The organism is Arthrobacter sp. 49Tsu3.1M3, assembly GCF_900168135.1.
Lineage (GTDB): Bacteria > Actinomycetota > Actinomycetes > Actinomycetales > Micrococcaceae > Arthrobacter.
Map to the genome: position 1 here is coordinate 72,933 of NZ_FUZD01000001.1, position 25,066 is coordinate 97,998.

Sequence of the window (25,066 nt, forward strand, 5' to 3'; positions counted from 1 at the left end):
TCCAGTGCTGGCAGGCACGCGCCATGGCCTGGCGCTGAACATGCCCTGCAAGCGCCCGGACTACCGGACATGCCCATTTGTGAAGCCTCCCGCCGGACATGCCCATTCCTCGCAATGGGCAATGGGCAATGGGCAATGGGCAATGGGCACTGGGCACTGGACACTGGGCTGCCGCTGCCCCGCGTTTCCTGCTCGTCAGGACAAGCGCGGGGTCGCCCCTGGAATGTAGGCTCCTTGACGGCAGCCAGGCGCTGCCGGCGGAGGGCATGTCCAATGGTGGCAGCGAGCCCGGACCCGGGCCCCGATGCCGTGCCTTCAGCGCAGCGGGATCTTCGCTATGACCGGCACCGTCTGCGTCTCCGAGGCGGCACCGGTCAGCAGCTCGGCGCCCGCGTACTTCAGCAACGCGAGGGCTCCCACGTTGCCGGCCGTCGTCTCGGCCACCAAGACGGCTGCCCCGGCCGACGCGGCGCGGGCCTTTACGAGGCGCAGCGCCTCGCGGCCCACACCCCGGCCGCGGAAGCTCCGGGCGAGCCAGATTCCGGTTTCCAGCGCCCCGCCGCCACCCCGCGCAACGGCCCAGCCGCCAGCCGCGCCGCCATCAGCAGACCAGCCGCCACCACCAGCCTCAGATCCACCTCCACCCCCGGCCAAGCCGCCATCAGCAGACCGGCCGCCACCACCACCAGCCCCGCTACTAACCCCGGCCAAGCCCTCACCCGCTGCTGCCGGCTCCGTGTCCATCCGCTTGAGCCGGACGGACCCTGCCAGCTGCCCGTCGCAGCTGATGGCCCACGTCTTCTGCCCCGCGGGACCGTCCAGGCCGGCTGCGGCGGCGCGGTGGAATTCGCGGAACCAGCTGATCCGGTCGGTGTTCCAGCCGGCGGTCGTGCCCAGCGGCGGGGTGACCTCGTCGGCGTCGGCGTCCCGGAGCGCAAGTTCCAGGAGCTGTTCGAGAACATCCTCGCTGACGTCGAGCAGCGCGACTGCCGGCGCGGGCTCAGCTGATGGGCACATCGATCCACTCCGTTTCTCCGGGCAGCAGCGACGCGCCGCCGGCCGACAGGGCGGCCACGCGGTCCGCGGCCCGGGCCAGTTCTTCCGGATCATCCGGCAGCGCCAGCCTCAGGACAGTAGTCTGCGCCTCGTAACGGGTTTCGGCCATGACATACCCCGCGGCGCGCAGATCGTTCTCGAGCCGCCCGGCCACGGCGTGCTGTACGGGCACCGAGCAAATGCGCAGGCGGCGGCGCCGCACGAGGGGAGCGAGCTCCAGCGCGCCGGACACCGATTCGGAATAGGCCCGCACCAGGCCGCCGGCACCCAGGAGAATGCCGCCGAAATAGCGCACGACGACGGCGGCGACGTCGCTGAGATCGGCGACGCCGGGTGCGGTCTCCCGCTTCAGCAACGCTTCGAGCATGGGGATGCCCGCGGTGCCGGAGGGTTCGCCGTCGTCGTTGGACCGCTGGATGTCCCGGTCAGGGCCGAGGACGAAGGCGAAGCAGTGATGCCGGGCGTCATGGAATTCCCGGCGCAACCGGCTCAGGACGGCCCGGGCGGCGTCCTCGTCCGCCGTCCGGGCCAGCACGGTGATGAAACGGGACCGCTTGACCTCGATTTCGTGCCGGAACCCGGGCCCCGCCGCGAGGGTGGTGTAAACGGCCGTCCTGCTCTCGGGGGATTCCGCCGCATCTGCCACCGGTTCAGTTTAGTCTGGTGAGGTGTTGAAGATCGGGTTGACCGGCGGAATCGCCTCGGGGAAGTCCATGGTTGCCGCGCGCCTGCGCGACCTTGGAGCGGTGCTTGTTGACGCCGACGCGCTGGCCCGCGAGGTCGTTGAACCGGGTAAGCCCGGGCTGGCCAGTGTGGTGGAGGCCTTCGGTGCCGCCGTTCTGACCCCGGAAGGCCGGCTGGACCGGGCCCGCCTCGGTGCCCTGGTCTTCGGTGATCCGGAGCGCCTGGCCGCGCTGAACGGCATCGTCCACCCCTTGGTGCGGGAGCGCGCCGCGGCGATGGTCGCCGCGGCCCCGGCCGGCGCCGTCGTGGTCCAGGACATCCCGCTCCTGGTCGAAACAGGGCAAGGGAAGAACTTCCATCTGGTGGTCGTGGTGGATGCCCCCGACGGCGTCCGGGTCCAGCGCATGGCCGAACACCGCAACATGACCGCCGACGAGGCGCGCGCCCGGATGGCAGCCCAGGCGGGCCGCGAGGACCGGCTGGCCGCGGCGGACGTCGTGCTGGATAACTCGGGCACCCCGGAGGACCTCCGGCGCGCGGTCGACGCGCTGTGGGAGGAGCGGGTGAGGCCCTTCGCCCTGAACCTCAAGGAGCAGAGGATCGCCCCGCGGACGGCGGGGCCGGTCCTCGCCCCGGCAGATCCGGCCTGGGCCGCGCAGGCCGCCCGGCTGATCGCCCGGCTGCGGGCAGCGGTCCCGCAGGATGTCCTGGCCGTCGACCACATCGGGTCCACGGCCGTCCCCGGCCTCGATGCCAAAGATGTGATCGACCTCCAGCTCAGCGTCAGGGACCTCGACGCCGCGGACCGGATCGCGCCGCTGTTGGCCGACGCAGGATTCCCGCGCTGGCCCGGCATCATCGCCGACAACCCGAAGCCCTCGCACCCGGACCCTGCCGACTGGGGCAAGAGGCTGCACGGCAACGCCGACCCCGGCCGGCCGGTGAATCTCCACCTCCGTGCGGCCGGCTCGCCGGGCTGGCGGTACGCGCTGTGCTTCCGCGACTGGCTGTGCGCCGATCCCGAAGCCCGGGCGGACTATGTCGACGAAAAGCAACGGGTCGCCGGGCTGCACGACGTCGACAAGTCCACCGCCGGCTACGCGGCCGACAAAGAGGGCTGGTTCACCGAGTATGCCTGGCCCCGGATGGAAGCCTGGGTGCAGCGCACGGGATGGCAGCCGCCGTCGTACGTGGACGACGGCGGTGCGGACGACGCTGGTGCCGCCACCGCGACGGCGCCTGCCGCCGGCCCCGGTACTGCCCAAAGCTGAATCAGGGCATCCTGTCACAGCCCGGCTGTAGATTAGGTACATGAGTCTTGCCCAGGAAATCAACCGCGTCGTGGCGCCCTTCGAGGTCATCAGTGAGTTCCAGCCGGCAGGTGACCAGCCGGCTGCCATCGCAGAGCTGACCGAGCGCATCAAGAACGGCGAAAAAGACGTCGTGCTGCTTGGCGCCACCGGTACCGGTAAGAGCGCGACCACGGCCTGGCTGATCGAGCAGGTCCAGCGGCCCACCCTGGTGATGGTGCAGAACAAAACCCTCGCCGCGCAGCTGGCCAACGAATTCCGCGAACTGCTGCCGAACAACGCGGTGGAGTACTTCGTGTCCTATTACGACTACTACCAGCCGGAGGCTTACGTCGCCCAGACGGACACCTTCATCGAGAAGGACTCCTCCGTCAACGAGGAAGTCGAACGGCTCCGCCACTCTGCCACCAACGCGCTGCTGACCCGCCGCGACGTGATCGTGGTCGCCACCGTCTCCTGCATCTACGGCCTCGGCACCCCGGAAGAATACATCGCCGGCATGGTGACCCTCCGCAAGGGCGCCGAGATGAACCGTGACGACCTGCTCCGGAAGTTCGTTTCCATGCAGTACACCCGCAACGACATGGACTTCCATCGCGGCACGTTCCGGGTGCGCGGGGACACCGTGGAAATCATCCCGATGTACGAGGAACTGGCGATCCGGATCGAGTTTTTCGGTGATGAGATCGAAAACATCCAGACCCTGCACCCTCTGACCGGCGAGGTGCTCCGGGACGAGAACGAAATGTACGTCTTCCCCGCCTCGCACTACGTCGCCGGTCCGGAACGGATGGGCCGGGCGATCAAGCGGATCGAAGACGAACTGGCCGAGCGCCTCGCCGTGCTGGAAAGCCAGAACAAGCTGGTCGAGGCCCAACGGCTCCGGATGCGCACCACCTATGACCTGGAAATGATGCAGCAGATGGGGTTCTGCAACGGCATCGAGAACTATTCCTCGCACATCGACGGCCGGGCCCGCGGGACCGCGCCGCACTGCCTGATCGACTACTTCCCGGACGACTTCCTCCTGGTGATCGATGAATCCCACGTCACCGTGCCGCAGATCGGCGCCATGTACGAGGGCGACATGTCCCGCAAACGGAACCTCGTGGACCACGGCTTCCGGCTGCCCTCCGCGATGGACAACCGCCCGCTCAAATGGGACGAGTTCCAGGACCGCGTGGGCCAGACGGTCTACCTCTCCGCGACGCCGGGCAAGTACGAGCTCGGCAAGTCCGACGGCTTCGTCCAGCAGATCATCCGCCCCACCGGCCTGATCGACCCCGAGGTCGTCGTCAAGCCCACGAAGGGGCAGATCGATGACCTGCTGGGCGAAATCCGGACCCGCACCGCGAAGAACGAGCGGGTCCTGGTCACCACCCTGACCAAGCGGATGGCCGAGGACCTGACGGACTACCTGCTGGGCCACGGCGTGAAGGTGGAATACCTGCACTCCGACGTCGACACCCTCCGCCGCGTCGAACTCCTGCGCGAACTGCGGATGGGTGTCTTCGACGTCCTCGTCGGCATCAACCTGCTCCGTGAAGGCCTGGACCTCCCGGAGGTGTCGCTGGTCAGCATCCTGGACGCGGACAAGGAAGGCTTCCTGCGCTCCTCGACCTCCCTGATCCAGACCATCGGGCGTGCCGCCCGAAACGTTTCCGGCCAGGTGCACATGTACGCGGACCGGATCACCGACTCGATGGCCCATGCCATCGACGAGACAAACCGCCGCCGCGCCATCCAGGTGGCCTACAACACGGAAAACGGGATCGACCCCCAGCCGCTCCGGAAGAAGATCGCGGACATCACCGACCAGCTGGCCAAGGAAGACGCGGACACCCGCGAGCTGCTGGCCGCGGCCGGGAAGAACCGCGGCAAGGGCAAGGGAAGTTCGCATATCCGTGCGGACGGCCTCGCCGCCGCGCCGGCAGAGGACCTCGTCGGGCTGATCGAGCAGTTGACCGAACAGATGCACGCCGCCGCCGGGGAGCTGCAGTTCGAACTCGCAGCCCGGCTGCGCGACGAGGTGGGGGAATTAAAGAAGGAACTGCGGCAAATGCAATCCGCGGGGCACGCCTAGGGTAAACTCGGTCAAACGTAGGGGAGTATCCCAAACGCTACGATCGTCAACACGCACGGCTACGATGCCGCGCCGGGCGTAGCGGGCAGCCAGGCAGCGTCATGCGCCGGCGGTCGGAGAGACTTACACCGCTGAGCTGTACCCTACGAAAGGTATTTCCCCCGTGCCCGAGCTTCCCCTGTGGTTCGAGATCGGCTCGTTTGTCGTCCTCGGCGTCATTCTGGCCATTGACCTGCTGATGGTCCTCAAACGCCCGCATGAGCCCTCCATGAAAGAAGCCGGACTGTGGGTCGCGTTCTACGTGGCCCTGGCCCTGGTCTTCGCCGGCGCCATGTTCGCCTTCACCGGCCCGGAATTCGGCGGCCAGTTCATCGCCGGCTGGGTGACCGAATACAGCCTGAGCATCGACAACCTGTTCGTCTTCATCATCATCATGGCGCGCTTCTCGGTACCGAGAAAGTATCAGCAGGAAGTGCTCATGGTGGGCATCATCATCGCCCTGATCCTCCGCGGCATATTCATCATGCTCGGCGCGATCGTGATCGAGCAGTTCAGCTGGGTCTTCTACATCTTCGGCGCCTTCCTGCTCTGGACCGCCTGGAAGCAGGCCCAGGACGAGGGCGAGGACGAGGAAGACAAGGAAAACCCGCTGATCGCCCGGATCCGCCGGGTCCTGCCGATGTCCGAGAAGTTCGACGGCGGAAAGCTCCGCACCGTCGTCGACGGCAAGAAGGTCTTCACCCCGATGCTGATCGTCTTCGTGACCATCGGCATGACGGACCTGCTCTTCGCGGTCGACTCCATCCCGGCCATCTTCGGCCTCACCCAAAGCGCCTTCATCGTCTTCACCGCCAACATCTTTGCCCTCATGGGGCTGCGCCAGCTGTACTTCCTGCTCGGCGGCCTCATGAACCGGCTCATCTACCTCAAGCACGCCCTGTCCGTGATCCTGGCGTTCATCGGTGTGAAGCTGGTCCTGCACGCCATGCACGTCAACGAGCTGCCCTTCATCAACGGCGGCCAGCACATCGAATGGGCCCCTGAGATCCCCACCTACGTCTCGCTCGGTGTGATCATCGGCACCATCGTCGTCGCGGTGGTCGCCAGCCTGATGAGCTCCAAGGCGTCCAAGTCGAAGCTGGACGCCCGGCTGGAAGAGGACTCCCGCAAGAGCCTGAGCGACGTCGACTAGTTCCGCACCGCCGGGTGACAGTGCAGCACACACCTCGCGGCGCATAGCAGTACGGCGCTGGACCCTCACGGGTCCGGCGCCGTACCTGTCTAAGCCGTACCTGTCTAAGCCGTACCTGTTTAAGCCGCGCCTGCGAATCAGGGGCCCCATCGGCCAGTGCCCCGCCGCGCCCGCGTTACCGTCGGGCGGAACGGGCCATCCCCAGCAGGCGCCCGAAGATCGCCTCGCCGTCGTCCGCGATGCCGTCGTGGTGGAAGTCGCCGGTTTCCCAGACCTGCAGGCCCCGGACCGCGGCCGCCGTCTCCAGGGACAGCTCCCGGTCCACGTAGATGTCGTCGGTGTAGACGGCCGCGGCGACGGGCACGGTGTTCAGCGCCAGTCTCTCCGGATCGTAGAGGGGTGCCCAGTCATCCTTTTCGGCCAGGAGCCGGGCCACGTCCTGCAGCGGGCGCAGGGCCGGGTCCTGCTCGAAATACCAGGGGTACACCATTTCCCCGGTCAGAAGCGGTTCGCCGGCGTCGGGGCGGAACGCGGGGAATTCCTCCAGCACCCGCCAGGCAGCCCAGTTGGTGGCACCGTCCTGGGCGTAAATGGATTCGTGCATCAACGCGTACAGCGGGTTCGCGGCCCGGGACACGAGGCCGCGGACCTGCTCCAGGAAGGCGTCCGAGAGACGGTCGCCGCCCGGTGTGGCCACGAAGGCGCCCTCGAGCAGGTGGTGCAGCGCGTCCACCCGGGTGTTGCCGCCCAGGAACGAGCCCACCATCTGGAACCGTTCCACCGTGAGCCGGCCGCCGTCGGGCAGGACCTCCTCCGTTTCCCGCAGGTGACGGGCGATCCGGGTGATGGCGGCCCGGTCCTCGGGATACCAGTCAAAGTATTCAGCGTTCCGGGCAGCGACCCGCTGGAACGTGGCCCGGTACACACGGTCCGCGGAGCCGCCCAGCGGGGCGAGGCCGCCCGTGACGAGAACCTCGCGCAGCCCCTCGGGGGCGAAGGAAAGGTAGCTGAGCGCGCAGAATCCGCCGTAGCTCTGGCCGTAGATGGTCCATGGGGCGGAGCCCAGGGCCGCCCTGATGGCCTCGGCGTCGGCGACGATAGAGTCGGCGCGGAAGTGCGTCAGGTAGTCAGCCTGCTCCGCGCCGGTGCCGCGCAGCGGCAGCGTGTTGCGGTCGACGGGCGAGGACAGGCCGGTGCCGCGCTGGTCCAGCATGAGGATCCGGAAGTCCTTCGCGGCGGCCTTGCTCCAGCCACCCAGCGACGGGAACCGGTTTCCACGCCCGCCGGGACCGCCCTGAAGGAAAAGCAGCCAGGGCAGCCCGGCCGCCTCTGCCTCGCTGTGTTCGGTGGACACGTACTCGCGGGCGAACACGGTGATGGTTTCGCCGCGGCGTCCCGCCTCGCTGAAGTGGTTCAGGGGGACCTGGAAGTAGTGTTCCGCGGTCCGCATTCCCCGGTAGGTGTGGCGCGCCCGGACGCTGTGCGGAACTTTGCGCCCGTCGCTGGAGGCAGTTTCCAGCAGGGAGGCTCCCATGAGCCCCGTCATTGGGAGATCAGCCACGGGTTGCCGCCTCACGGGAACCGGAGCCGGCGCCGGCGCCGGCAGCCACCGGGCGGCTGCCGAAGGCCGTCAACGCCGCTCCGGTGAGGCGGAAGGTGGACCATTCCTCCATCGGCAGGGCGCCGAGCTTCTTGTAGAAGTTGATGGACGGCTCGTTCCAGTCCAGGACACTCCATTCGACGCGCGCGTAGCCCCGGTCGACGGCGGTCGCTGCCAGATGCTGCAGCAGTGCCTTGCCGTGGCCCTCGCCGCGGGCCTCCGGCCGGACGTAGAGGTCCTCGAGGTAGATCCCGTGGACGCCCTCCCACGTGGAGTAGTTCAGGAACCAGAGGGCGAAGCCGCGGACCTCGCCCGCGGCGTTCTCCGCCATGGTGGCGAAGACCTTGGGATGCTCGCCAAAAAGGACCTCCGTGAGCATCTCGGGGGTGTTCCGGACGGCGTCCGGTTCCTTCTCGTAGACGGCGAGGTCGTGGATCATCTGCAGGATGGCAGGGACGTCATGCGCTGTGGCAGGCCGGATTACACTCATTGTCCGAGTTTACCCGCGGCGCGAAGGCCCCGGCTGGTGCGACGGCGACTGCCCGGCGCCGTCCCGCCCCGTGCCGTCCCGCCCCGTGCCGGCCCGCCCCCTGCCTCCTGCCCCCGTGCCGCCCCGCCTAGAGCCGGTTGACGTCCGTGACGCGGACGACGGCGGTCCCGGACTCGTCCGAGGCCGCCAGGTCCACCTCGGCGGAAATGCCCCAGTCGTGGTTGCGGGCGGGGTCATCGAAGATCTGCCGCACCTTCCACACCCCGGGTTCCTCGGTGATGATCAGCAGCCCGGGTCCGCGGGCGTCCGGTCCGGTGCCGATGTCGTTGTGCTCATCGAAGTAGTCATCGAGGGCATCTTCCCAGCGTTCGGCGTCCCAGCCCGAGCCGGCGTCGAGCTCGCCCAGGGCGGTGGCGGCCTCATCGGCGAACAGCTCCACGCGGCGGAACATCTCGTTGCGCACCATCACCCGGAAGGCCCGGATGTTGGAGGTCAGCGACGGCGGCGGGGGCGGGGGAGCGTCATGCGGGGTGGGCGCCGCGCCGGATGTGAGCTCTTCCCATTCGTCCAGCAGGCTGGAGTCCACCTGCCGGACCAGTTCGCCCAGCCAGGCGATGAGGTCCTCGAGGTCCTCACGGAGGGCATCCTGCGGCACCGTCTGGCGGAGCGCCTTGAAACCGTCGGCGAGGTAGCGCAGCACGATCCCCTCCGAGCGGGCGAGGCCGTAGAACTGGACGAACTCGCCGAAGTTCATGGCGCGCTCGTACATGTCCCGGACCACGGACTTGGGCGCGAGCTCGAAGTCGCCGACCCAGGGCGCGGCCTTGCGGTAGACCTCGAAGGCCTCGCCGAGGATCTCGGCGAGCGGCTGCGGGTAGGTGACCTCCTCGAGCATCGCCATCCGCTGGTCGTACTCGATGCCGTCGGCCTTCATCGCCGCGATCGCCTCGCCGCGCGCCTTCTTCTGCTGTGCCGAGAGGATCTGCCGCGGCTTCTCCAGGGTGGCCTCGATCACCGACACCACGTCCAGGGCGTACGACGGCGACTCCGGATCCAGCAGTTCCAGTGCGGCCAGCGCAAACGGGGACAGCGGCTGGTTGAGGGCAAAGTTTGCCTGCAGATGGACCGTGAGCCGGACCGTGCGGCCGTCGGCACCCTGCTCCCCGGCCGGGATCCGCTCCACGACGCCGGCGGCGAGCAGCTCGCGGTAGATTCCCAGGGCCTTCTTCATGAGCCGCAGCTGGGCCGGACGGGTCTCGTGGTTTTCGGTGAGCAGGCGGCGGGCGGCCTGGAACGGGTCGCCGGGGCGTTCCATCAGGTTCATCAGCATCGCATGCGTCACGGTGAAACTCGACGTCAGCGGATCCGGAACGGACTCGACCAGCCGCTTGTACGTCGGTTCGCCCCAGGACACGAAGCCTTCCGGGGGCTTCTTCTTGACCACCTGGCGCAGCTTCTTCTGGTCGTCGCCGAACTTGGCCGTGGCCTTGGCCATCGCCTTCACGTTTTCCGTCACGTGCTCCGGGGCCTGGACCACCACGGTTCCGGCGGTGTCATAGCCGGCGCGGCCGGCGCGCCCGGCGATCTGGTGGAACTCACGGGAGTTCAGCAGCCGGGTGCGGACGCCGTCGTATTTGCTCAGGGCCGTGAGCAGCACGGTGCGGATGGGCACGTTGATGCCCACGCCGAGCGTATCCGTGCCGCAGATGACTTTCAGCAGGCCGGCCTGGGCAAGCTGTTCGACCAGCCGGCGGTACTTCGGCAGCATGCCGGCGTGGTGAACGCCGATCCCGTGCCGGACCAGACGGTTGAGGGTCTTGCCGAAGCCTGCGGCGAAGCGGAACCCGGCAATGAGTTCGGCAATCTTGTCTTTCTCCTCGCGGGTGCAGACGTTGATGCTCATCAGGTTCTGGGCCCGGTCGATCGCCTCGACCTGGCTGAAGTGGACCACGTAGACCGGGACCTGCTTGGTGGCGAGCAGCTCCTCGAGGGTCTCGTGGACCGGGGTCTGCTCGTAGTAGTAGTGCAGCGGGATGGGGCGTTCCGCGGAACTGACGGTCGTCGTCGGGCGGCCGGTCAGGTCGCTGAGGCCGTCCTCGAACCGGCTGACATCGCCGAGCGTCGCCGACATCAGCAGGAACTGCGCCTGGGGCAGTTCAAGCAGCGGCACCTGCCACGCCCAACCGCGCTGCGGGTCCGAATAGAAGTGGAACTCGTCCATGATCACGGCGCCGAGCTGCGCCGCAGAACCTTCACGCAGGGCGATGTTGGCCAGGATCTCAGCCGTGCAGCAGATAATCGGGGCGTCCTGGTTCACGCCGGAGTCGCCGGTGATCATGCCGACGTTGTCGGCGCCGAAGATCTCACAGAGGGCGAAGAACTTTTCCGAGACGAGTGCCTTGATCGGGGCGGTGTAGTAGCTCCGCTGCCCGCGGGCCATGGCCTGGAAGTGCGCGGCGATGGCCACGAGGGATTTCCCGGACCCTGTCGGGGTGGCCAGGATGACGTTTGAGCCGGCGGCCAGCTCCATGATGGCCTCGTCCTGGGCGGTGTACAGGGCAAGGCCGCGGGTCTCGGTCCACTCGACAAACCGGGTGTACAGCTCGTCCGGGTCCAGGCCCGTCCTGCCGGGGATACGGGCGGCCGGGGCGGGGAGCTGATCAACGAGTTTCATTGCTGTCCAGCTTAGTGCCCGAGTGGTAACCGCGGGACCGGGGGCCGCCCGCACGCAGGCGTGCTTCCTTGGCTGGCCCACGGGCCGGGACTAGGCTTCGGTTAGGACAACGTGCCGGGAACTGGAGGCAGCCATGAAGTGGGATCCGGAGAAATATGTGCAGTTCGGGGACTACCGGGACAGACCATTTTTTGATCTGACCGGTCGGATTCACGCCGAAGCCCCGCGGCACGTGGTGGACCTCGGCTGCGGTCCCGGCAACCTGACCGCGACGCTCGCGGACCGCTGGCCGGGCGCGCAGGTGGTGGGGCTGGATTCGTCGCCGGAAATGCTGGCCACTTCCAAGGACCACGCAGCCGCGGCGGCCAATCTTTCCTACGAGCTGGCCGACATTGAGCACTGGCTGCCGTCCGGGGACACAGACGTGGTGGTCACCAACGCGGCCCTGCAGTGGGTGCCCGGCCACCGAAAGCTGCTGCCCCTATGGCTCGATGCCCTCAAACCGGGCGCCTGGTTCGCGCTGCAAGTGCCGGGGAACTTCAACGCCCCGTCGCACACCCTGATGCGGGAGCTGGCCGATTCCCCGGCCTGGGCGGGACGGCTCGCTGGGGTGCTCCGCCACGACGACGTGGTGGGGGAGGCAGCGGAATATCTGGAGATCATGCTCGACGCCGGTTGTGCCGCCGACGCCTGGGAGACCACATACCTTCAGCTGCTGCCGGGCGCCAACCCTGTTTTGGAGTGGGTCCGCGGCACCGGACTCAGGCCGGTCCTGGCGGCCCTCCCGGACGACGAGGCCAGGGAGTTCGAGGCCGAGTATTCGGCACGGCTGGACGACGCATATCCGGCAGGCCGGCACGGGACGGTCTTCCCGTTCCGCCGCACGTTCGCGGTGGCGCAGAAAACCGGGTAGGCGGCGTGTGTGCCGCATGACACAAAGCACTCCGGAATGGGGCTTACAATGACGTGGCGGTGTGGGGCGGCCGTTAGGCTGATCACCATTCCGGGCCCTGGGCTAGTAATGGAGGTTCAGTGCTTATAGGCCTGATGTCGCGGCTGTTGTCCGCGCATAAGGGGACCGTGCTGGCCATCGTTGTGCTGCAGCTCGTTCAAGCCACTGCCAACCTGCTCCTGCCCACCCTGAATGCCGCGATCATCGACGACGGCATCATCGGCGGGGACACCGGGGAGATCCTCCACCTCGGCGCCTGGATGGCCGGAATCGCCGCCGTGCAGGTGATCACGGCCGTCGCGGCCGGATACTTAGGCGCCGTGGTCGCCATGGAGATTGGCGGCCAGCTGCGCGGGGAGCTCTTCGCGAAGGTGCAGTCCTTCTCCTCCCAGGAGGTGGGCCGTTTCGGTGCGCCCAGCCTCGTGACCCGGGCCACCAACGACGTCGCCCAGATCCAGAACCTCGCCGTCCTGGTATTCATCATGCTGATAGCCGCACCTGCGATCTTCATCGGCGGCATCGTGCTGGCCGTGCACCAGGACGTCGTGCTGTCCTGGATTGTGGTCGTGGTAATCCCGGTCCTGACGGTGATCATGACGGTGATAGTCCGCCGCCTGATTCCCCTGTACCGCCAGGGCCAGGGCCTCCTGGACCGGATCGGCCGGGTGCTGCGGGAGCAGATCATCGGCGCGAATGTCATCCGCGGCTTTGTCCGGCAGGACCACGAGGCCCGCCGGTTCGATGAAGCCAACAAGGACCTCACCCGGAACAATCTGCAATCCGCCCTCCTGGTGGCGGCGATGATGCCGATGATCATGTTCGTGGTCAACATCTCCTCCGTGTTCGTGGTGTGGTTCGGCGGCCATCGCATCGACGCCGGCGAAATGCGGCTGGGGGCGCTGACGGCGTTCATCGCCTACATCCTGCAGATCCTGATTGCCATCATGATGGCGATGTACGTCTTCATGACCGCCCCCCGGGCGGCGGCCTGCGCGGAACGGATCCGCGAGGTGCTGGACACGGAACCGGCCGTTGCGGATCCGGCCGTTCCCGCCGGCACTGCCGCCACTCCAGCCGATGCGGGCGCTCCGGGCCACTCCGGCGCTGTCGAGTTCCGGAACGTGTCCTTCGCCTACCCCGGCGCCGAAGCGCCCGTGCTGGACGGAGTCACCTTCACCGCCAGGGCCGGCACCACGACGGCGATCATCGGCGCGACCGGCAGCGGCAAGACGACACTCCTGAACCTGCTGCCCCGTTTCCTCGACGCGACAGCCGGAGAGATCAGCATCGGCGGCGAGAACGTGCGGGCGATGCCCCTGGACGTCCTGCGCGGCCTGATCGCGATAGTCCCGCAGCAGTCCTACCTGTTCGCGGACACGGTCGCGGGGAACCTCCGGTACGGGGCGCCCGCCGCCAGCGAGCCCGAACTATGGCAGGCGCTCGAAACTGCCCAGGCCGCCGACTTTGTCCGCGCCCTGCCGCTCGGGCTCGACACGCCCGTCAGCCAGGGCGGCACCAACTTCTCCGGCGGCGAACGGCAGCGCCTGTGCATCGCTCGGGCCCTGCTCAAGCGGGCCCCCGCCTACCTCTTCGACGACAGTTTCTCGGCTCTGGACTACGGCACCGACGTCAGGCTCCGGGCGTCGATCGAGCCGCTGCTGCGCGCCGCGACCGTGCTGATCGTGGCCGAGCGGGTGTCAACAATCGTGGACGCCGGGCTGATCCTCGTACTGGAGGGCGGCCGGGTGGTCGCGCAGGGCACGCACAGCGAACTCATGGAGTCCTCGCCGAGCTACCAGGAAATTGCCGCGTCCCAGCTGGTGCTGGAGGAAGCCCCGTGAGCCGCGCGCGGGCACACCGCGCCGGGACCGTTGCGGGACCCGGCCTGCCGGAGCGCATCAAATGGCACACCGCCGCCCGGCTGCTGGGACTGCTGCTGCCGCTGAAGTGGCGGATGGCCGGCGTCATCGCCGCGACCTGTGCGTTCGTGACACTCAACGTGGCGGCGCCCAAGGTGCTGGGCGACGCCACCGACGTCGTCGTCGATGGCTTCCTGGGCGGCTCCCTCGACGAGCAACAGCTGGCCGAGCGGCTGCTGGCCGTTGCGGCCATGTACGTCGGGGCGTCGCTGTTCAGCTGGATCCAGGGCAGCCTCACCGCCACCGCGGTGCAGCGCCTCAGCTACGGCCTCCGCGGCTCCGTCGAACAAAAACTCCATGTGCTGCCGTCCAGCCATTTCGAGGAGCAGCGCCGCGGCGACGTGCTCAGTCGGGCTACGAACGACGTCGACAATATCTCCCAGGCGCTCAACCAGCTCCTCAACCAGCTGATCATGTCCGTCCTGATGCTCTCGGCCGCTCTCGCCATGATGCTGTGGCTCTCGCCGCTGCTGGCGCTGATCGCGGTCCTCTCGGTGCCCGTGTCCACGGTGATCACCGTGCTCGTGGCCCGGCACTCCCAGGCGCACTTCAAGGAGCAGTGGAGCAGCACGGGGGCACTGCACGCCCAACTCGAGGAATTCTTCACCGGGCATGAAGTCGTCAAGGCCTTCGGCCGGCAGGAAGAGTCGGCGGCGAGCTTCCGGGAGCGCAACGAGAAGCTCACACGGTCGAGCACCCGCGCGCAGTATTTGTCCGGCATCGTGCAGCCGCTGCTGGTGTTTGTCGCCAACCTCAACTACATCGCGATTGCTGTTGTAGGGGCGCTGCAGGTCACCGCGGGGCTCTTGACGATCGGCGGCATCCAGGCCTTTGTCCAGTTCTCCCGTCTCTTTAGCCAGCCGGTAAGCCAGATCGGCGGCATGCTGACCCTCGTCCAGTCCTGCCTGGCCTCGGCGGAGCGGGTTTTTGAGCTGCTGGACGCCCCGGAGATCCCTGCGGACAGCGCCGTGCTGGCCGTGGCCGCCAACGGCGCCGGCAAGCTGCGCGGCGCCACGGCCGCGCGAAAGTTCCATGTCCCGCGCAAATCCTCCAACGGACGCAAATCCGCTGCCCCGGGCACGCCCGGCGAACTGCTGGATCCCGGCGCAGTAGCAGGCCGGGTCACGTTCGAGCACGTCAGCTTCAGCTACAGCCCCGGCACGCCCGTGGTGAAGGACCTCTCCTTTACGGTGAACCCGGGACAGACCGTGGCGATCGTGGGACAAACCGGGGCCGGCAAGACCACCGTGGTCAACCTCCTGATGCGCTTCTACGAACTCGACTCCGGCCGGATCCTGGTGGACTCGACGGACATCGCCACGATCCCGCGGGACGAGCTGCGGCGCGCCTTCGGAATCGTCCTGCAGGATGCCTGGCTGTTTACCGGCAGCATCCGGGAGAACATTGAATACGGCCGGCCCGGCGCGACCGAAGCCGATATCGTCGCGGCGGCCCGCGCCAGCCACGTGGACCAGTTTGTCCGGTCCCTTCCGGCCGGCTACGCCACGATGCTCGGCAACGACGGCGACTCCCTGAGCCGGGGCCAGCGCCAGCTCGTCTCGATCGCGCGGGCGCAGCTCGCGGGGCGCAGCATCATGGTGCTGGATGAGGCGACGAGCTCCGTCGACAGCCGCACCGAGGTGCAGATCCGCCATGCCATGGAGCAGCTGCGGCACGGTCACACGAGCTTCGTGATCGCGCACCGTTTGTCCACGGTCCGGGACGCTGATCTAATTCTCGTCATGGACCACGGACGAATCGTTGAACACGGAACCCATCAGCAGCTGGTGGCCCGGCAAGGGCTCTACAAGGATTTGTACGAGGCCCAGTTCGCCGGCCGCGAACAGGTCCCGGCCGTCCGGGAGGCCGAACAGTGAGCCCCGCGGACGCCGCGGGGGAGCGTTTTCCCGGATCGTGGCGGACCAATCCGGCCAGCTCCGTCCCGCTCTTCGAACAGCTGCGGCTCTACGTGATCGAACGCGCCGACAACGGCACACTCGCGCCGGGCACCAGGCTTCCGGCCGTGCGGAGCCTCGCCGGCGAACTGGGCGTGGCCCCGCACACCGTGGCGCGGGCCTACAAGGAACTTGAGGCCGCCGGCGTCGTTGTGACGAAGGGCCGCAACGGGACCGTTGTGTGTGCCCGCGATGCCGCCTGGAGTTCGCTGTCCGCCGCGGCCGCCGAGTTCGCCGCAGCCGCCAAAGCCCAGGGCGCCAGTTTCGCCGAGGCCGTGCAGCTGCTGGCCGCCGCTTACGACCGCCACTAGCACATCCGGCGCCGCCCTCAGCGCGCGGAATAGTTTTTCGAAGAAGTTTTCGATTAGCATTAGATTCGTGCCTAAAGCTGTAGCTGAAGATCCAGCCGTTGAAGTCCATTCCGCCGTCGAGCCGCTGGCAGTCCGGGATGCGGGCCCGTCCCGCCCCGTCCTGAAGCGTCCGGACATGACGCGCCTCGTCGTTAAGGGCGCCCGCGAGCACAACCTGCGCAACGTCGACCTGGACCTGCCGCGCGATGCCATGATCGTGTTCACCGGCTTGTCCGGCTCCGGGAAGTCCTCCCTCGCGTTCGACACCATCTTCGCCGAGGGCCAGCGCCGCTACGTCGAATCGCTCTCCGCCTACGCCCGGCAGTTCCTGGGCCAGGTGGACAAGCCCGACGTCGACTTCATTGAGGGCCTCTCGCCGGCGGTGTCCATCGACCAGAAGTCCACGTCCAAGAACCCGCGCTCGACCGTGGGCACCATCACCGAGATTTACGACTACATGCGCCTGCTCTGGGCCCGTGTTGGCCGGCCGCACTGCCCCGTCTGCGGGGAGCCCGTGACCAAGCAGACCCCGCAGCAGATCGTCGACCAGCTGCTCGAGCTCCCGGACGGCACCCGCTTCCAGGTGCTGGCACCCGTGGTCCGCGGCCGCAAGGGCGAATTCGTGGACCTCTTCAAGGAACTCACCGCCAAGGGCTACTCGCGGGCCCGGGTGGACGGCGAACTCGTCCACCTGAGTGATCCACCGAAGCTGGGCAAGCAGTTCAAGCACACCATCGAAGTGGTGGTGGACCGCCTCGTGGTCAAGGAAGGCATCAGCCAGCGCCTGACCGACTCGGTCGAAACCGCCCTCGGACTGGCGGAGGGCCGCATATTGGCCGAATTCGTCGACCTCGAGGCAGACGATCCCGAGCGGATCAGGGCGTTCTCCGAACACCTCGCCTGCCCCAACGAGCACCCCCTGGCGATCGACGAGATCGAGCCCCGCTCCTTCTCATTCAACAATCCTTTCGGCGCCTGCAGCGCGTGCAGCGGCATCGGCACCAAGCTGGAGGTCGACGAGGAACTCCTCATCCCCAACCCGGAGCTCTCGCTCTCCGAGGGGGCCATTGCGCCGTGGTCCCTGGGCACTGCCACGACGGAGTACTGGAACCGGCTGCTGGCCGGCCTCGCCGAGGAACTCGGGTTCTCCATGACCACGGCGTGGGAGAAGCTCGACGCCGACGTCCGGCAGACCGTCCTGCACGGCAAGGACCACAAGGTGGTGGTGCAATACCGCAACCGCTTCGGCCGGGAACGCAAGTACAGCACCGGATTTGAGGGCGTCGTACAGTACGTCCACCGCAAGCATGGCGAGACCGATTCCGACTATGCGCGCGACCGCTACGAGGAATACATGCGCCAGGTCCCGTGCCCGGCCTGCAACGGTGCACGGCTGAACCCTGCATCGCTGTCGGTGCTGATCAATGGCAAGTCAATCGCCGAGGTCGCCGCGCTGCCCATGCGGGAATGCGCCGGCTTCCTCGAAAACCTCGTCCTCACCGGCCGCGAGGCCCAGATCGCCCACCAGGTCCTCAAGGAAATCCAGGCCCGCCTGACCTTCCTCCTCGACGTCGGACTTGAGTACCTGAACCTGGAACGGCCCTCCGGCACCCTGTCCGGCGGCGAAGCCCAACGCATCCGTTTGGCCACCCAGATCGGCTCCGGCCTCGTGGGCGTGCTGTACGTCCTCGACGAGCCCTCGATCGGCCTGCACCAGCGGGACAACCGCCGCCTGATCGAGACACTCACCCGGCTCCGGGACCTCGGCAACACCCTGATCGTCGTGGAGCATGACGAGGACACCATCCACGAGGCCGACTGGGTGGTGGACATCGGACCGGGCGCCGGCGAGCACGGCGGCATGGTGGTCCATTCCGGGTCCTATAAGGAGCTGCTGGAAAACAGGGATTCGCTCACCGGCGATTACCTCTCCGGCCGGCGGAAAATCGAGATCCCGAAAAAGCGGCGCAAATACGACAAAAAGCGCGAGCTCAAGGTGGTCGGGGCGAAGGAGAACAACCTCCTGAACATCGACGCCAGTTTCCCGCTGGGCCTCTTCACCGCCGTCACCGGCGTCAGCGGCTCGGGCAAGTCCACCCTGGTCAACGAGATCCTCTACAAAGTGCTCGCCAACAAGCTCAACGGCGCCAAGCAGGTGGCCGGCCGGCACAAGTCCGTCCAGGGCCTCGAACACCTGGACAAGGTGGTGCACGTCGACCAGAGCCCCATCGGCCGCACCCCGCGCTCGAACCCGGCCACCTACACCGGAGTGTTCGACAACATCCGCAAGCTTTTCGCCGAGACCACCGAGGCCAAGGTCCGCGGCTACCTGCCGGGCCGGTTCTCCTTCAACGTCAAGGGCGGCCGCTGCGAGGCCTGCTCCGGCGACGGCACCCTGAAGATCGAGATGAACTTCCTGCCGGACGTCTACGTCCCCTGCGAGGTTTGCCATGGCGCGCGGTACAACCGCGAAACCCTGGAGGTCCACTACAAGGGCAAGACCATCGCGGACGTGCTGAACATGCCCATCGAGGAAGGGGCCGAGTTCTTCGCGGCCTTCTCGCCGATCGCACGTCACCTCAACACGCTCGTCGACGTCGGCCTGGGCTACGTCCGGCTGGGCCAGCCCGCCACCACGCTCTCCGGTGGCGAGGCCCAGCGCGTGAAGCTCGCAGCCGAGCTCCAGAAGCGATCCAACGGCCGCAGCGTCTATGTCCTGGACGAGCCCACCACGGGACTGCACTTCGAGGACATCCGCAAGCTCCTCATGGTGCTGCAGGGCCTCGTGGAGAAGGGCAACACGGTGATCACGATCGAGCACAACCTCGACGTCATCAAGAGCGCCGACTGGATCGTGGACCTTGGCCCCGACGGCGGCTCCGGTGGCGGGCGTGTGGTCGCCTCCGGCACCCCCGAGCAGGTGGCCAAGTCGAGCGAGAGCCACACGGCCGCTTTCCTTGCCGAGCTCCTCGCCTGAACACCGGCCGCCGGGGACCGTGCGGCGGCCGAGGCAAGCTTCCGCCGCACGGTCCCCGCTCCGCAGGGGCGTCCCCAGTGGATGTATCCGCTGATGCATCGCCAGATGTATCCGCTGATGTATCGCCAGATGTATTCCTGATGTATTCCCTGATGTATTCCTGAAGGAGTATGCGAATTTCTGGCAACCGCACACTCGTGAGAAACTAAGCCGGTGACGCATACAACAGTGCCCGTGATCTTCGACCTTGACGGCACTCTTGTCGATCCCGCCGGGGGTATTACCGACGGAATCGCCGCGGCTCTCATGGAGCTTGGCCTGCCGGTTCCGGACAAGTCCCGGATGGACGCCATGATTGGGCCCAAGCTCAGCCATTCCCTGACGGAAATCGCCGGCGTTCCGGCCGCACAGCTGGAAGACGCCATCCGCATCTACCGCGCGCACTACGCATCCACGGGAATCGCGCAGCGCAGGCTGTACCCGGGAATCCGCGGCCTTCTCGAGGACTTCGTCGCCGCGGGTCGGCCCATCGCGGTCGCGACCCAGAAGCCGGAAGGGCTCGCCCGCACTGTCCTGGCGCACCACGGCATCGCCGGACTCTTCCACAGCATCCGCGGCTCTGCCGCCGACGAGGCCGCCAGCCCGGGGGCGGGCTCTGTCCCCGAAGGCTCCGTCCCCGAAGGCTCCGTGCCCGACGGCTCTGCCCCCGAAGGCAAGGCCGGCATCGTCGCCGCCGCGCTCTCGGACCTCGCTGCCGCGGACCCTGCGGCCGCCGGCCGGGCCGTGATGGTGGGGGACCGGGCACAGGACGTCGCCGGGGCCGCTGCGAACGGACTGGACTGCATCGGCGTAGGCTGGGGGTTTGCGCCCGACGGCGAACTGCACGCGGCCGGTGCCGTCGAGATCGTGCACACCACCACGGCGCTTCACGCGACGATCAACCGACTCTCCGAACGCCCGGGGACCACAGCCCTGAACGAGGTGCACACCGATGGCAATGTTTGATGCAATCCGCTGGACCACGCGGGGGCTGGTAACCACCACGTGCCGTCCCACGGTCATCGGCCTGGAAAACGTGCCCAAGGACGGCCCGTTCATCGTGGCACCGAACCATCTCTCGTTCCTGGACAGCGTGATCGTCCAGGCCCTGATGCCGCGGCCCGTGGCCTTCTTCGCGAAGGCTGAGTACTTCACCACCGGCGGCATCAAAGGCAAGGCCATGAAGTCCTTCTTCGAGGCCGTGGGCTCCATTCCCGTGGAACGCGGCGAGCAGGCGGCTAGCGTTCAGGCGCTGAAAACGCTGCTGGACATCCTCGACTCCGGCAAGGGCGTGGGCATCTATCCCGAAGGTACCCGCTCCCGCGACGGCATCCTGTACCGCGGCCGCACCGGCGTCGGCTGGCTGGCCCTCACCACCGGCGCGCCCGTAATCCCGGTCGGCCTGATCGGCACCGAACACCTGCAGCCCGCGGACAGCAAGTCCGTCAAGCCGCAGCACTTCACCATGAAGGTCGGCGAGCCGCTGTATTTCGAGAAAACCGGACCGGACCATTCCCTGCCGGCCCGCCGCCAGGTCACGGACCGCATCATGGACGCAATCGCAGATCTGAGCGGCCAGGAACGCTCCACCAGCTACAACCAGAGCAAGTCGGCCGAATAGCGCGGGGCTTCCTGCTCCCGGCGTCCGCCGGGCATGCGGCGGAGGCACGTGCAACGGCACCGCCAGCGGCTCAGTAGACTTGATGTGTGGCAGATCCAGCGAGTTACCGACCCCAGACGGGTGAAATTCCGACCAATCCGGGCGTGTACCGCTTCCGCGATCCGCACGGCAGGGTCATCTATGTCGGCAAGGCCAAGAACCTCCGTGCCCGGCTGAACACCTACTTCGCCAACCCCGCCGGGCTCATGCCCAAAACCTATGCGATGGTCCACACGGCCAGCAGCGTCGAGTGGACCGTGGTGGGCAGCGAACTCGAGTCGCTGCAGCTGGAATACACCTGGATCAAAGAATTCAAGCCCCGCTTCAACGTGATGTTCAGGGACGACAAGAGCTACCCGTACCTCGCCGTGACGATGGGGGAGAAGTACCCGCGCGTCCAGGTGCTGCGCGGCGACCGGCGCAAAGGGACCCGGTACTTCGGCCCCTACACCGCCGGCGCGATCCGGGACACCATGGACACCCTGCTGCGCGTGTTCCCGGTCCGCAGCTGCAGCGCCGGGGTGCTCAAGCGCGCCGAAGCCAGCGGCCGGCCCTGCCTGCTCGGCTACATCGACAAATGTTCCGCGCCGTGCGTCGGCCGGATCTCCGCCGCGGACCACCGCGCCCTCGCCGAGGATTTCTGCACGTTCATGGGCGGCGAAGCCAAGCCCTTCGTCAACCGGCTGGAACGGGAGATGGCCGCGGCAGTCGCGGAGCTCGACTACGAACGCGCGGCCCGGCTCCGGGACGACATCGTGGCGCTGAAGAAGGTCTTCGAACGTAACGCCGTCGTCCTGGCCGAGGGCACGGACGCCGACGTCTTCGCCCTGCACGAAGACGAGCTGGAGGCCGCCGTGCAGGTCTTCCACGTCCGGGGCGGACGGATCCGCGGCCAGCGCGGCTGGGTGGTGGAAAAAGTCGAGGACTCCACCACCCCGGAACTGGTCGAACACCTGCTCCAGCAGGTCTACGGCGAGGAAGCCGGGCTCCAGGGCAGGTTGCCCCGGGAAGTACTGGTGCCTGCCGAACCCAGCAACGCCCCAGAGCTCGCGCAATGGCTCAGCGGTCTGCGCGGGGCCCGGGTGGACATCCGCGTTCCCCAGCGCGGAGACAAGGCCGCCCTCCTGTCCACGGTCCGTGAAAACGCCGAGCACGCCCTCAAACTCCATAAGTCCCGGCGCGCCGGCGACCTCACCATGCGCTCCCAGGCCCTGCAGGAAATCCAGGAAGCGCTCGAGCTTCCCGTGGCGCTGCTGCGGATTGAGTGCTTCGACATCTCGCACGTCCAGGGCACCAACGTGGTCGGCTCCATGGTGGTGGTCGAGGACGGCCTGCCGAAAAAGTCCGACTACCGGAAGTTCGCCGTGACCGGCGCCGCGGCCACCGACGATACGGCGGCCATGCATGATGTGCTGACCCGCCGGTTCCGGCACTATCTCCAGGAAAAAGACGAGCAGGCGGCGGCTGCGGCCAAACCGGCGCACCAGGCCGCCCTGGACGCGGCAACCGCCGCGGCGGTCGCGGACTCCACGACGCCGGCACCGCGGAGCAAATTCGCCTACCCGCCCAACCTCGTTGTCGTCGACGGCGGCAAACCGCAGGTCAATGCCGCCGCCCGGGCGCTCGAAGAGCTCGGCATCGAGGACGTGTACGTGGTCGGCCTGGCCAAACGGCTCGAAGAGGTGTGGCTGCCGGACAGCGATTTCCCGGTGATCCTGCCGCGCGCCTCCGCCGGCCTGTATCTGCTGCAGCGGATCCGCGATGAGGCCCACCGCTTCGCCATCAGCTTCCACCGGCAAAAGCGCGGCAAGGCCATGACGGCCTCGGCCCTGGACAGCGTGCCCGGACTGGGCGAATCCAAGCGCAAGGCTCTCCTGGCGGAGTTCGGCTCCGTCAAGGGGATCAAAGCCGCGACGCAGGAGGAACTCACCGGTGCAAAGGGGATCGGCCCCTCCCTGGCCGCCGCAATCGTCCGGCACTTCGCTGGCGGTGCCGAGGAAGCCGCCACGGTTCCTGCCGTCAACATGACCACAGGCGAAATCCTCGACGCTTAGCTAGCGCCGCCAAACTTAGCTAGGGTAAAGACTTGGGTACGGCACGGCAGCGGCAGCACCGCGGCCCGCGCGAACCTGACAAACAGCAAATCGCACAGGCAGAGATGGGGCTTCACTGATGGCAGAGTCGACGGCAGGATCCGAGACGGATGCGGACGGCATGACACCCGTCAAACCCGTCGAGGCTGAACTGCTCGTGGTGACCGGAATGTCGGGAGCCGGCCGCAGCACCGCCTCGGACGCCCTTGAGGACCATGGCTGGTACGTCGTGGAAAACCTGCCGCCGCAGATGCTCGGCACGCTCGCCGAACTGGTGTCCCGGACGCCGCACTCCATGTCCAAGCTCGCCGTCGTGATGGACGTCCGGAGCAAGGAATTGTTCGTCGACATGCGCGCGGCGCTCCGCGCGCTGGAAGCCACCGGCGTGAGCTTCCGCGTGCTGTTCCTCGACGCCAACGATGACGTCCTGGTGCGCCGCTTCGAGCAGGGCCGCAGGCCCCACCCGCTCCAGGGCGGCGGCCGGATCCTCGACGGCATCGCCGCCGAACGCGAGCTGGTGCGTGAATTGAAGGACACCGCCGACATCGTCCTGGACACGTCCTCCCTCAACGTCCATGGCCTCGCCACCGCCATCACCGAACTCTTCAGCGAAACCGGGCCGGTGGCGCTGCGGCTGAACGTCATGAGCTTTGGCTTTAAGTACGGGCTGCCGGTGGATGCCAACTTCGTGGCCGACGCCCGCTTCATCCCCAACCCGCACTGGGTGCCGCAGTTGCGCCCGCACACCGGCCTGGACAAGGACGTCAGCGACTACGTGCTGGAGGCCCAGGGCGTCAGCGACTTCGTGGAACGCTACGTCCTGGCCCTTGAACCTGTCCTGGACGGGTACCGGCGGGAGAACAAGCACTACGCCACCATCGCCGTGGGCTGCACCGGCGGCAAGCACCGCTCCGTCGCGGTCGCCGTCGAGCTCTCACGGAGGCTGGCGCAGTACCCGCGCGTCACGGTGACCACGACGCACCGGGACCTGGGCCGCGAGTAATGGCGCTGCTGACCGGCCCGCTGCCCCTTGTCCCGCCCGCCAGCGCGGCCTTCGCCAGCCAGCAGGACAAAGGCCCCTCCGTCGTCGCGCTCGGCGGCGGCCATGGCCTCTCCGCCTCGCTCTCGGCTCTGCGCCTGCTGACCTCCGAACTCACCGCGGTCGTCACGGTCGCGGACGACGGCGGATCCTCCGGCCGGCTCCGCGAAGAGTACGGCGTCCTGCCGCCGGGCGATCTCCGGATGGCCCTGTCCGCGCTGTGCGACGACACCGACTGGGGCCGCACGTGGCGCGACGTCATGCAGCACCGCTTCGCCCCCGGTAAAGGCCGCGGCGGCTCCCTCGATGAGCACGCGATGGGCAACCTCCTGATCGTCACGCTCTGGGAGCTCCTGGGCGACACCGTCGCCGGCCTGAAGTGGGCCGGCGCCCTGCTCGGCGCGCGCGGCGAAGTCCTGCCGATGTCCAGCGTCCCGCTGACCATCGAGGGCCAGGTCCGGGTCACCGCCCCGGACGGCGTGACGGCACTGCAGACCCTCACCGGCCAAGCCAAGTGCGCGGTGGCCGGGTCCCTGGAGCACGTCCGGCTCTTGCCTGAAAACGCTCCGGCCTGCACCGAGGCGCTCACGGCGATCGAGCTGGCCGACTGGGTGATCCTCGGGCCGGGCTCCTGGTACACGTCCGTGCTGCCGCACCTGTTGCTGCCCGAAATGCGCGAGGCCCTCGCCAACACGGCTGCCCGCCGGTGCCTGACCATGAACCTGGCCACAGACACCAAGGAGACGGCCGGCATGTCCGCCGCCGACCACCTCCGGGTGCTGCGCGAATACGCGCCGGAGTTCACGATCGACGTCATCCTGGCCGACCCGGCGTCGGTGCAGAACCTGCCCGACTTCGAGGCGGCGGCAGGAATGCTCGGTGCCGAGGTGGTCTTGGGTAAAGTGGGGGCGTCTGGTCGCCGTCCGGTCCACGATCCGTTGCGGCTGGCGACGGCGTATCACGACATTTTCGGGAATAGTTAGGAAAGGTGCC

At 67.7% G+C, this 25,066-nt stretch carries 18 protein-coding genes; 13 read left to right on the forward strand and 5 right to left on the reverse strand.

All coding sequences use genetic code 11. The features are described 5' to 3' along the window. Window positions 1-315: 315 nt before the first annotated feature. Entirely contained in the window at window positions 316-1,017 is a 702-nt protein-coding gene (locus B5X90_RS00325) for a GNAT family N-acetyltransferase (protein WP_079549549.1), read from the reverse strand. After that, window positions 1,001-1,702 (reverse strand): IMPACT family protein, encoded by a 702-nt coding sequence (locus tag B5X90_RS00330; protein ID WP_079549550.1) that lies wholly within the window; start codon window positions 1,700-1,702, stop codon window positions 1,001-1,003. Before B5X90_RS00330 ends, B5X90_RS00325 begins: the two co-directional genes overlap by 17 nt. Window positions 1,703-1,724: 22 nt before the next feature. Here B5X90_RS00330 and coaE point away from each other — a divergent pair, with 22 nt between their 5' ends. From coaE to B5X90_RS00345, 3 genes are all read left to right on the forward strand, one after another. Beyond that, a complete protein-coding gene (gene coaE, locus B5X90_RS00335; protein WP_179128990.1) occupies window positions 1,725-3,011 on the forward strand; it encodes a dephospho-CoA kinase in 1,287 nt (428 codons plus the stop codon). 40 nt (window positions 3,012-3,051) lie between these two features. Beyond that, window positions 3,052-5,133 (forward strand): excinuclease ABC subunit UvrB, encoded by a 2,082-nt coding sequence (gene uvrB, locus B5X90_RS00340; RefSeq protein ID WP_079549552.1) that lies wholly within the window; start codon window positions 3,052-3,054, stop codon window positions 5,131-5,133. Between the two features lie 163 nt (window positions 5,134-5,296). Next, window positions 5,297-6,325: a TerC family protein gene (locus tag B5X90_RS00345; protein ID WP_028276830.1), complete on the forward strand. Its 1,029-nt coding sequence runs from the start codon at window positions 5,297-5,299 to the stop codon at window positions 6,323-6,325. A gap of 175 nt (window positions 6,326-6,500) precedes the next feature. On the opposite strand, the gene B5X90_RS00350 is transcribed toward B5X90_RS00345, so the two are convergent. From B5X90_RS00350 to B5X90_RS00360, 3 genes are all read right to left on the reverse strand, one after another. Beyond that, complete coding sequence (locus tag B5X90_RS00350; protein WP_079549553.1) at window positions 6,501-7,859, reverse strand: alpha/beta fold hydrolase; 1,359 nt, start codon at window positions 7,857-7,859, stop codon at window positions 6,501-6,503. A gap of 19 nt (window positions 7,860-7,878) precedes the next feature. Beyond that, window positions 7,879-8,415: a GNAT family N-acetyltransferase gene (locus tag B5X90_RS00355; protein WP_079549554.1), complete on the reverse strand. Its 537-nt coding sequence runs from the start codon at window positions 8,413-8,415 to the stop codon at window positions 7,879-7,881. 127 nt (window positions 8,416-8,542) lie between these two features. Next, window positions 8,543-11,089 carry a DEAD/DEAH box helicase gene (locus B5X90_RS00360; protein WP_079549555.1) on the reverse strand — a complete coding sequence of 849 codons (2,547 nt, stop codon included), beginning with the start codon at window positions 11,087-11,089 and terminating at the stop codon, window positions 8,543-8,545. Between the two features lie 133 nt (window positions 11,090-11,222). Between B5X90_RS00360 and B5X90_RS00365 the strand changes: the two genes are divergently transcribed. The 10 genes from B5X90_RS00365 to yvcK all read left to right on the forward strand — a co-directional run bounded on the left by B5X90_RS00365 (window position 11,223) and on the right by yvcK (window position 25,056). Further along, entirely contained in the window at window positions 11,223-12,002 is a 780-nt protein-coding gene (locus B5X90_RS00365; protein WP_079549556.1) for a trans-aconitate 2-methyltransferase, read from the forward strand. Between the two features lie 134 nt (window positions 12,003-12,136). Further along, window positions 12,137-13,882 carry an ABC transporter ATP-binding protein gene (locus tag B5X90_RS00370; RefSeq protein ID WP_179129020.1) on the forward strand — a complete coding sequence of 582 codons (1,746 nt, stop codon included), beginning with the start codon at window positions 12,137-12,139 and terminating at the stop codon, window positions 13,880-13,882. A 113-nt stretch (window positions 13,883-13,995) separates the two neighbouring features. Beyond that, window positions 13,996-15,837, forward strand: a complete 1,842-nt coding sequence (locus tag B5X90_RS00375; RefSeq protein WP_306292811.1) for an ABC transporter ATP-binding protein — start codon at window positions 13,996-13,998, stop codon at window positions 15,835-15,837. After that, on the forward strand, window positions 15,834-16,226 hold the full coding sequence (locus B5X90_RS00380) for a GntR family transcriptional regulator (RefSeq protein ID WP_079549558.1): 393 nt from the start codon (window positions 15,834-15,836) through the stop codon (window positions 16,224-16,226). Before B5X90_RS00375 ends, B5X90_RS00380 begins: the two co-directional genes overlap by 4 nt. Window positions 16,227-16,293: 67 nt before the next feature. Continuing rightward, window positions 16,294-19,242, forward strand: a complete 2,949-nt coding sequence (gene uvrA / locus B5X90_RS00385; protein WP_079549559.1) for an excinuclease ABC subunit UvrA — start codon at window positions 16,294-16,296, stop codon at window positions 19,240-19,242. A gap of 213 nt (window positions 19,243-19,455) precedes the next feature. Beyond that, window positions 19,456-20,247 carry an HAD hydrolase-like protein gene (locus B5X90_RS00390; protein WP_256859983.1) on the forward strand — a complete coding sequence of 264 codons (792 nt, stop codon included), beginning with the start codon at window positions 19,456-19,458 and terminating at the stop codon, window positions 20,245-20,247. Next, window positions 20,234-20,902 (forward strand): lysophospholipid acyltransferase family protein, encoded by a 669-nt coding sequence (locus B5X90_RS00395; RefSeq protein WP_026266350.1) that lies wholly within the window; start codon window positions 20,234-20,236, stop codon window positions 20,900-20,902. The genes B5X90_RS00390 and B5X90_RS00395 overlap by 14 nt, the downstream gene beginning before the upstream one ends. Before the next feature lie 86 nt (window positions 20,903-20,988). Beyond that, on the forward strand, window positions 20,989-22,995 hold the full coding sequence (gene uvrC, locus B5X90_RS00400; RefSeq protein WP_079549561.1) for an excinuclease ABC subunit UvrC: 2,007 nt from the start codon (window positions 20,989-20,991) through the stop codon (window positions 22,993-22,995). A gap of 118 nt (window positions 22,996-23,113) precedes the next feature. After that, window positions 23,114-24,037: an RNase adapter RapZ gene (gene rapZ, locus B5X90_RS00405; RefSeq protein WP_018773001.1), complete on the forward strand. Its 924-nt coding sequence runs from the start codon at window positions 23,114-23,116 to the stop codon at window positions 24,035-24,037. Then, entirely contained in the window at window positions 24,037-25,056 is a 1,020-nt protein-coding gene (gene yvcK, locus B5X90_RS00410; protein WP_079549562.1) for a gluconeogenesis factor YvcK family protein, read from the forward strand. The genes rapZ and yvcK overlap by 1 nt, the downstream gene beginning before the upstream one ends. Window positions 25,057-25,066: the final 10 nt, after the last annotated feature.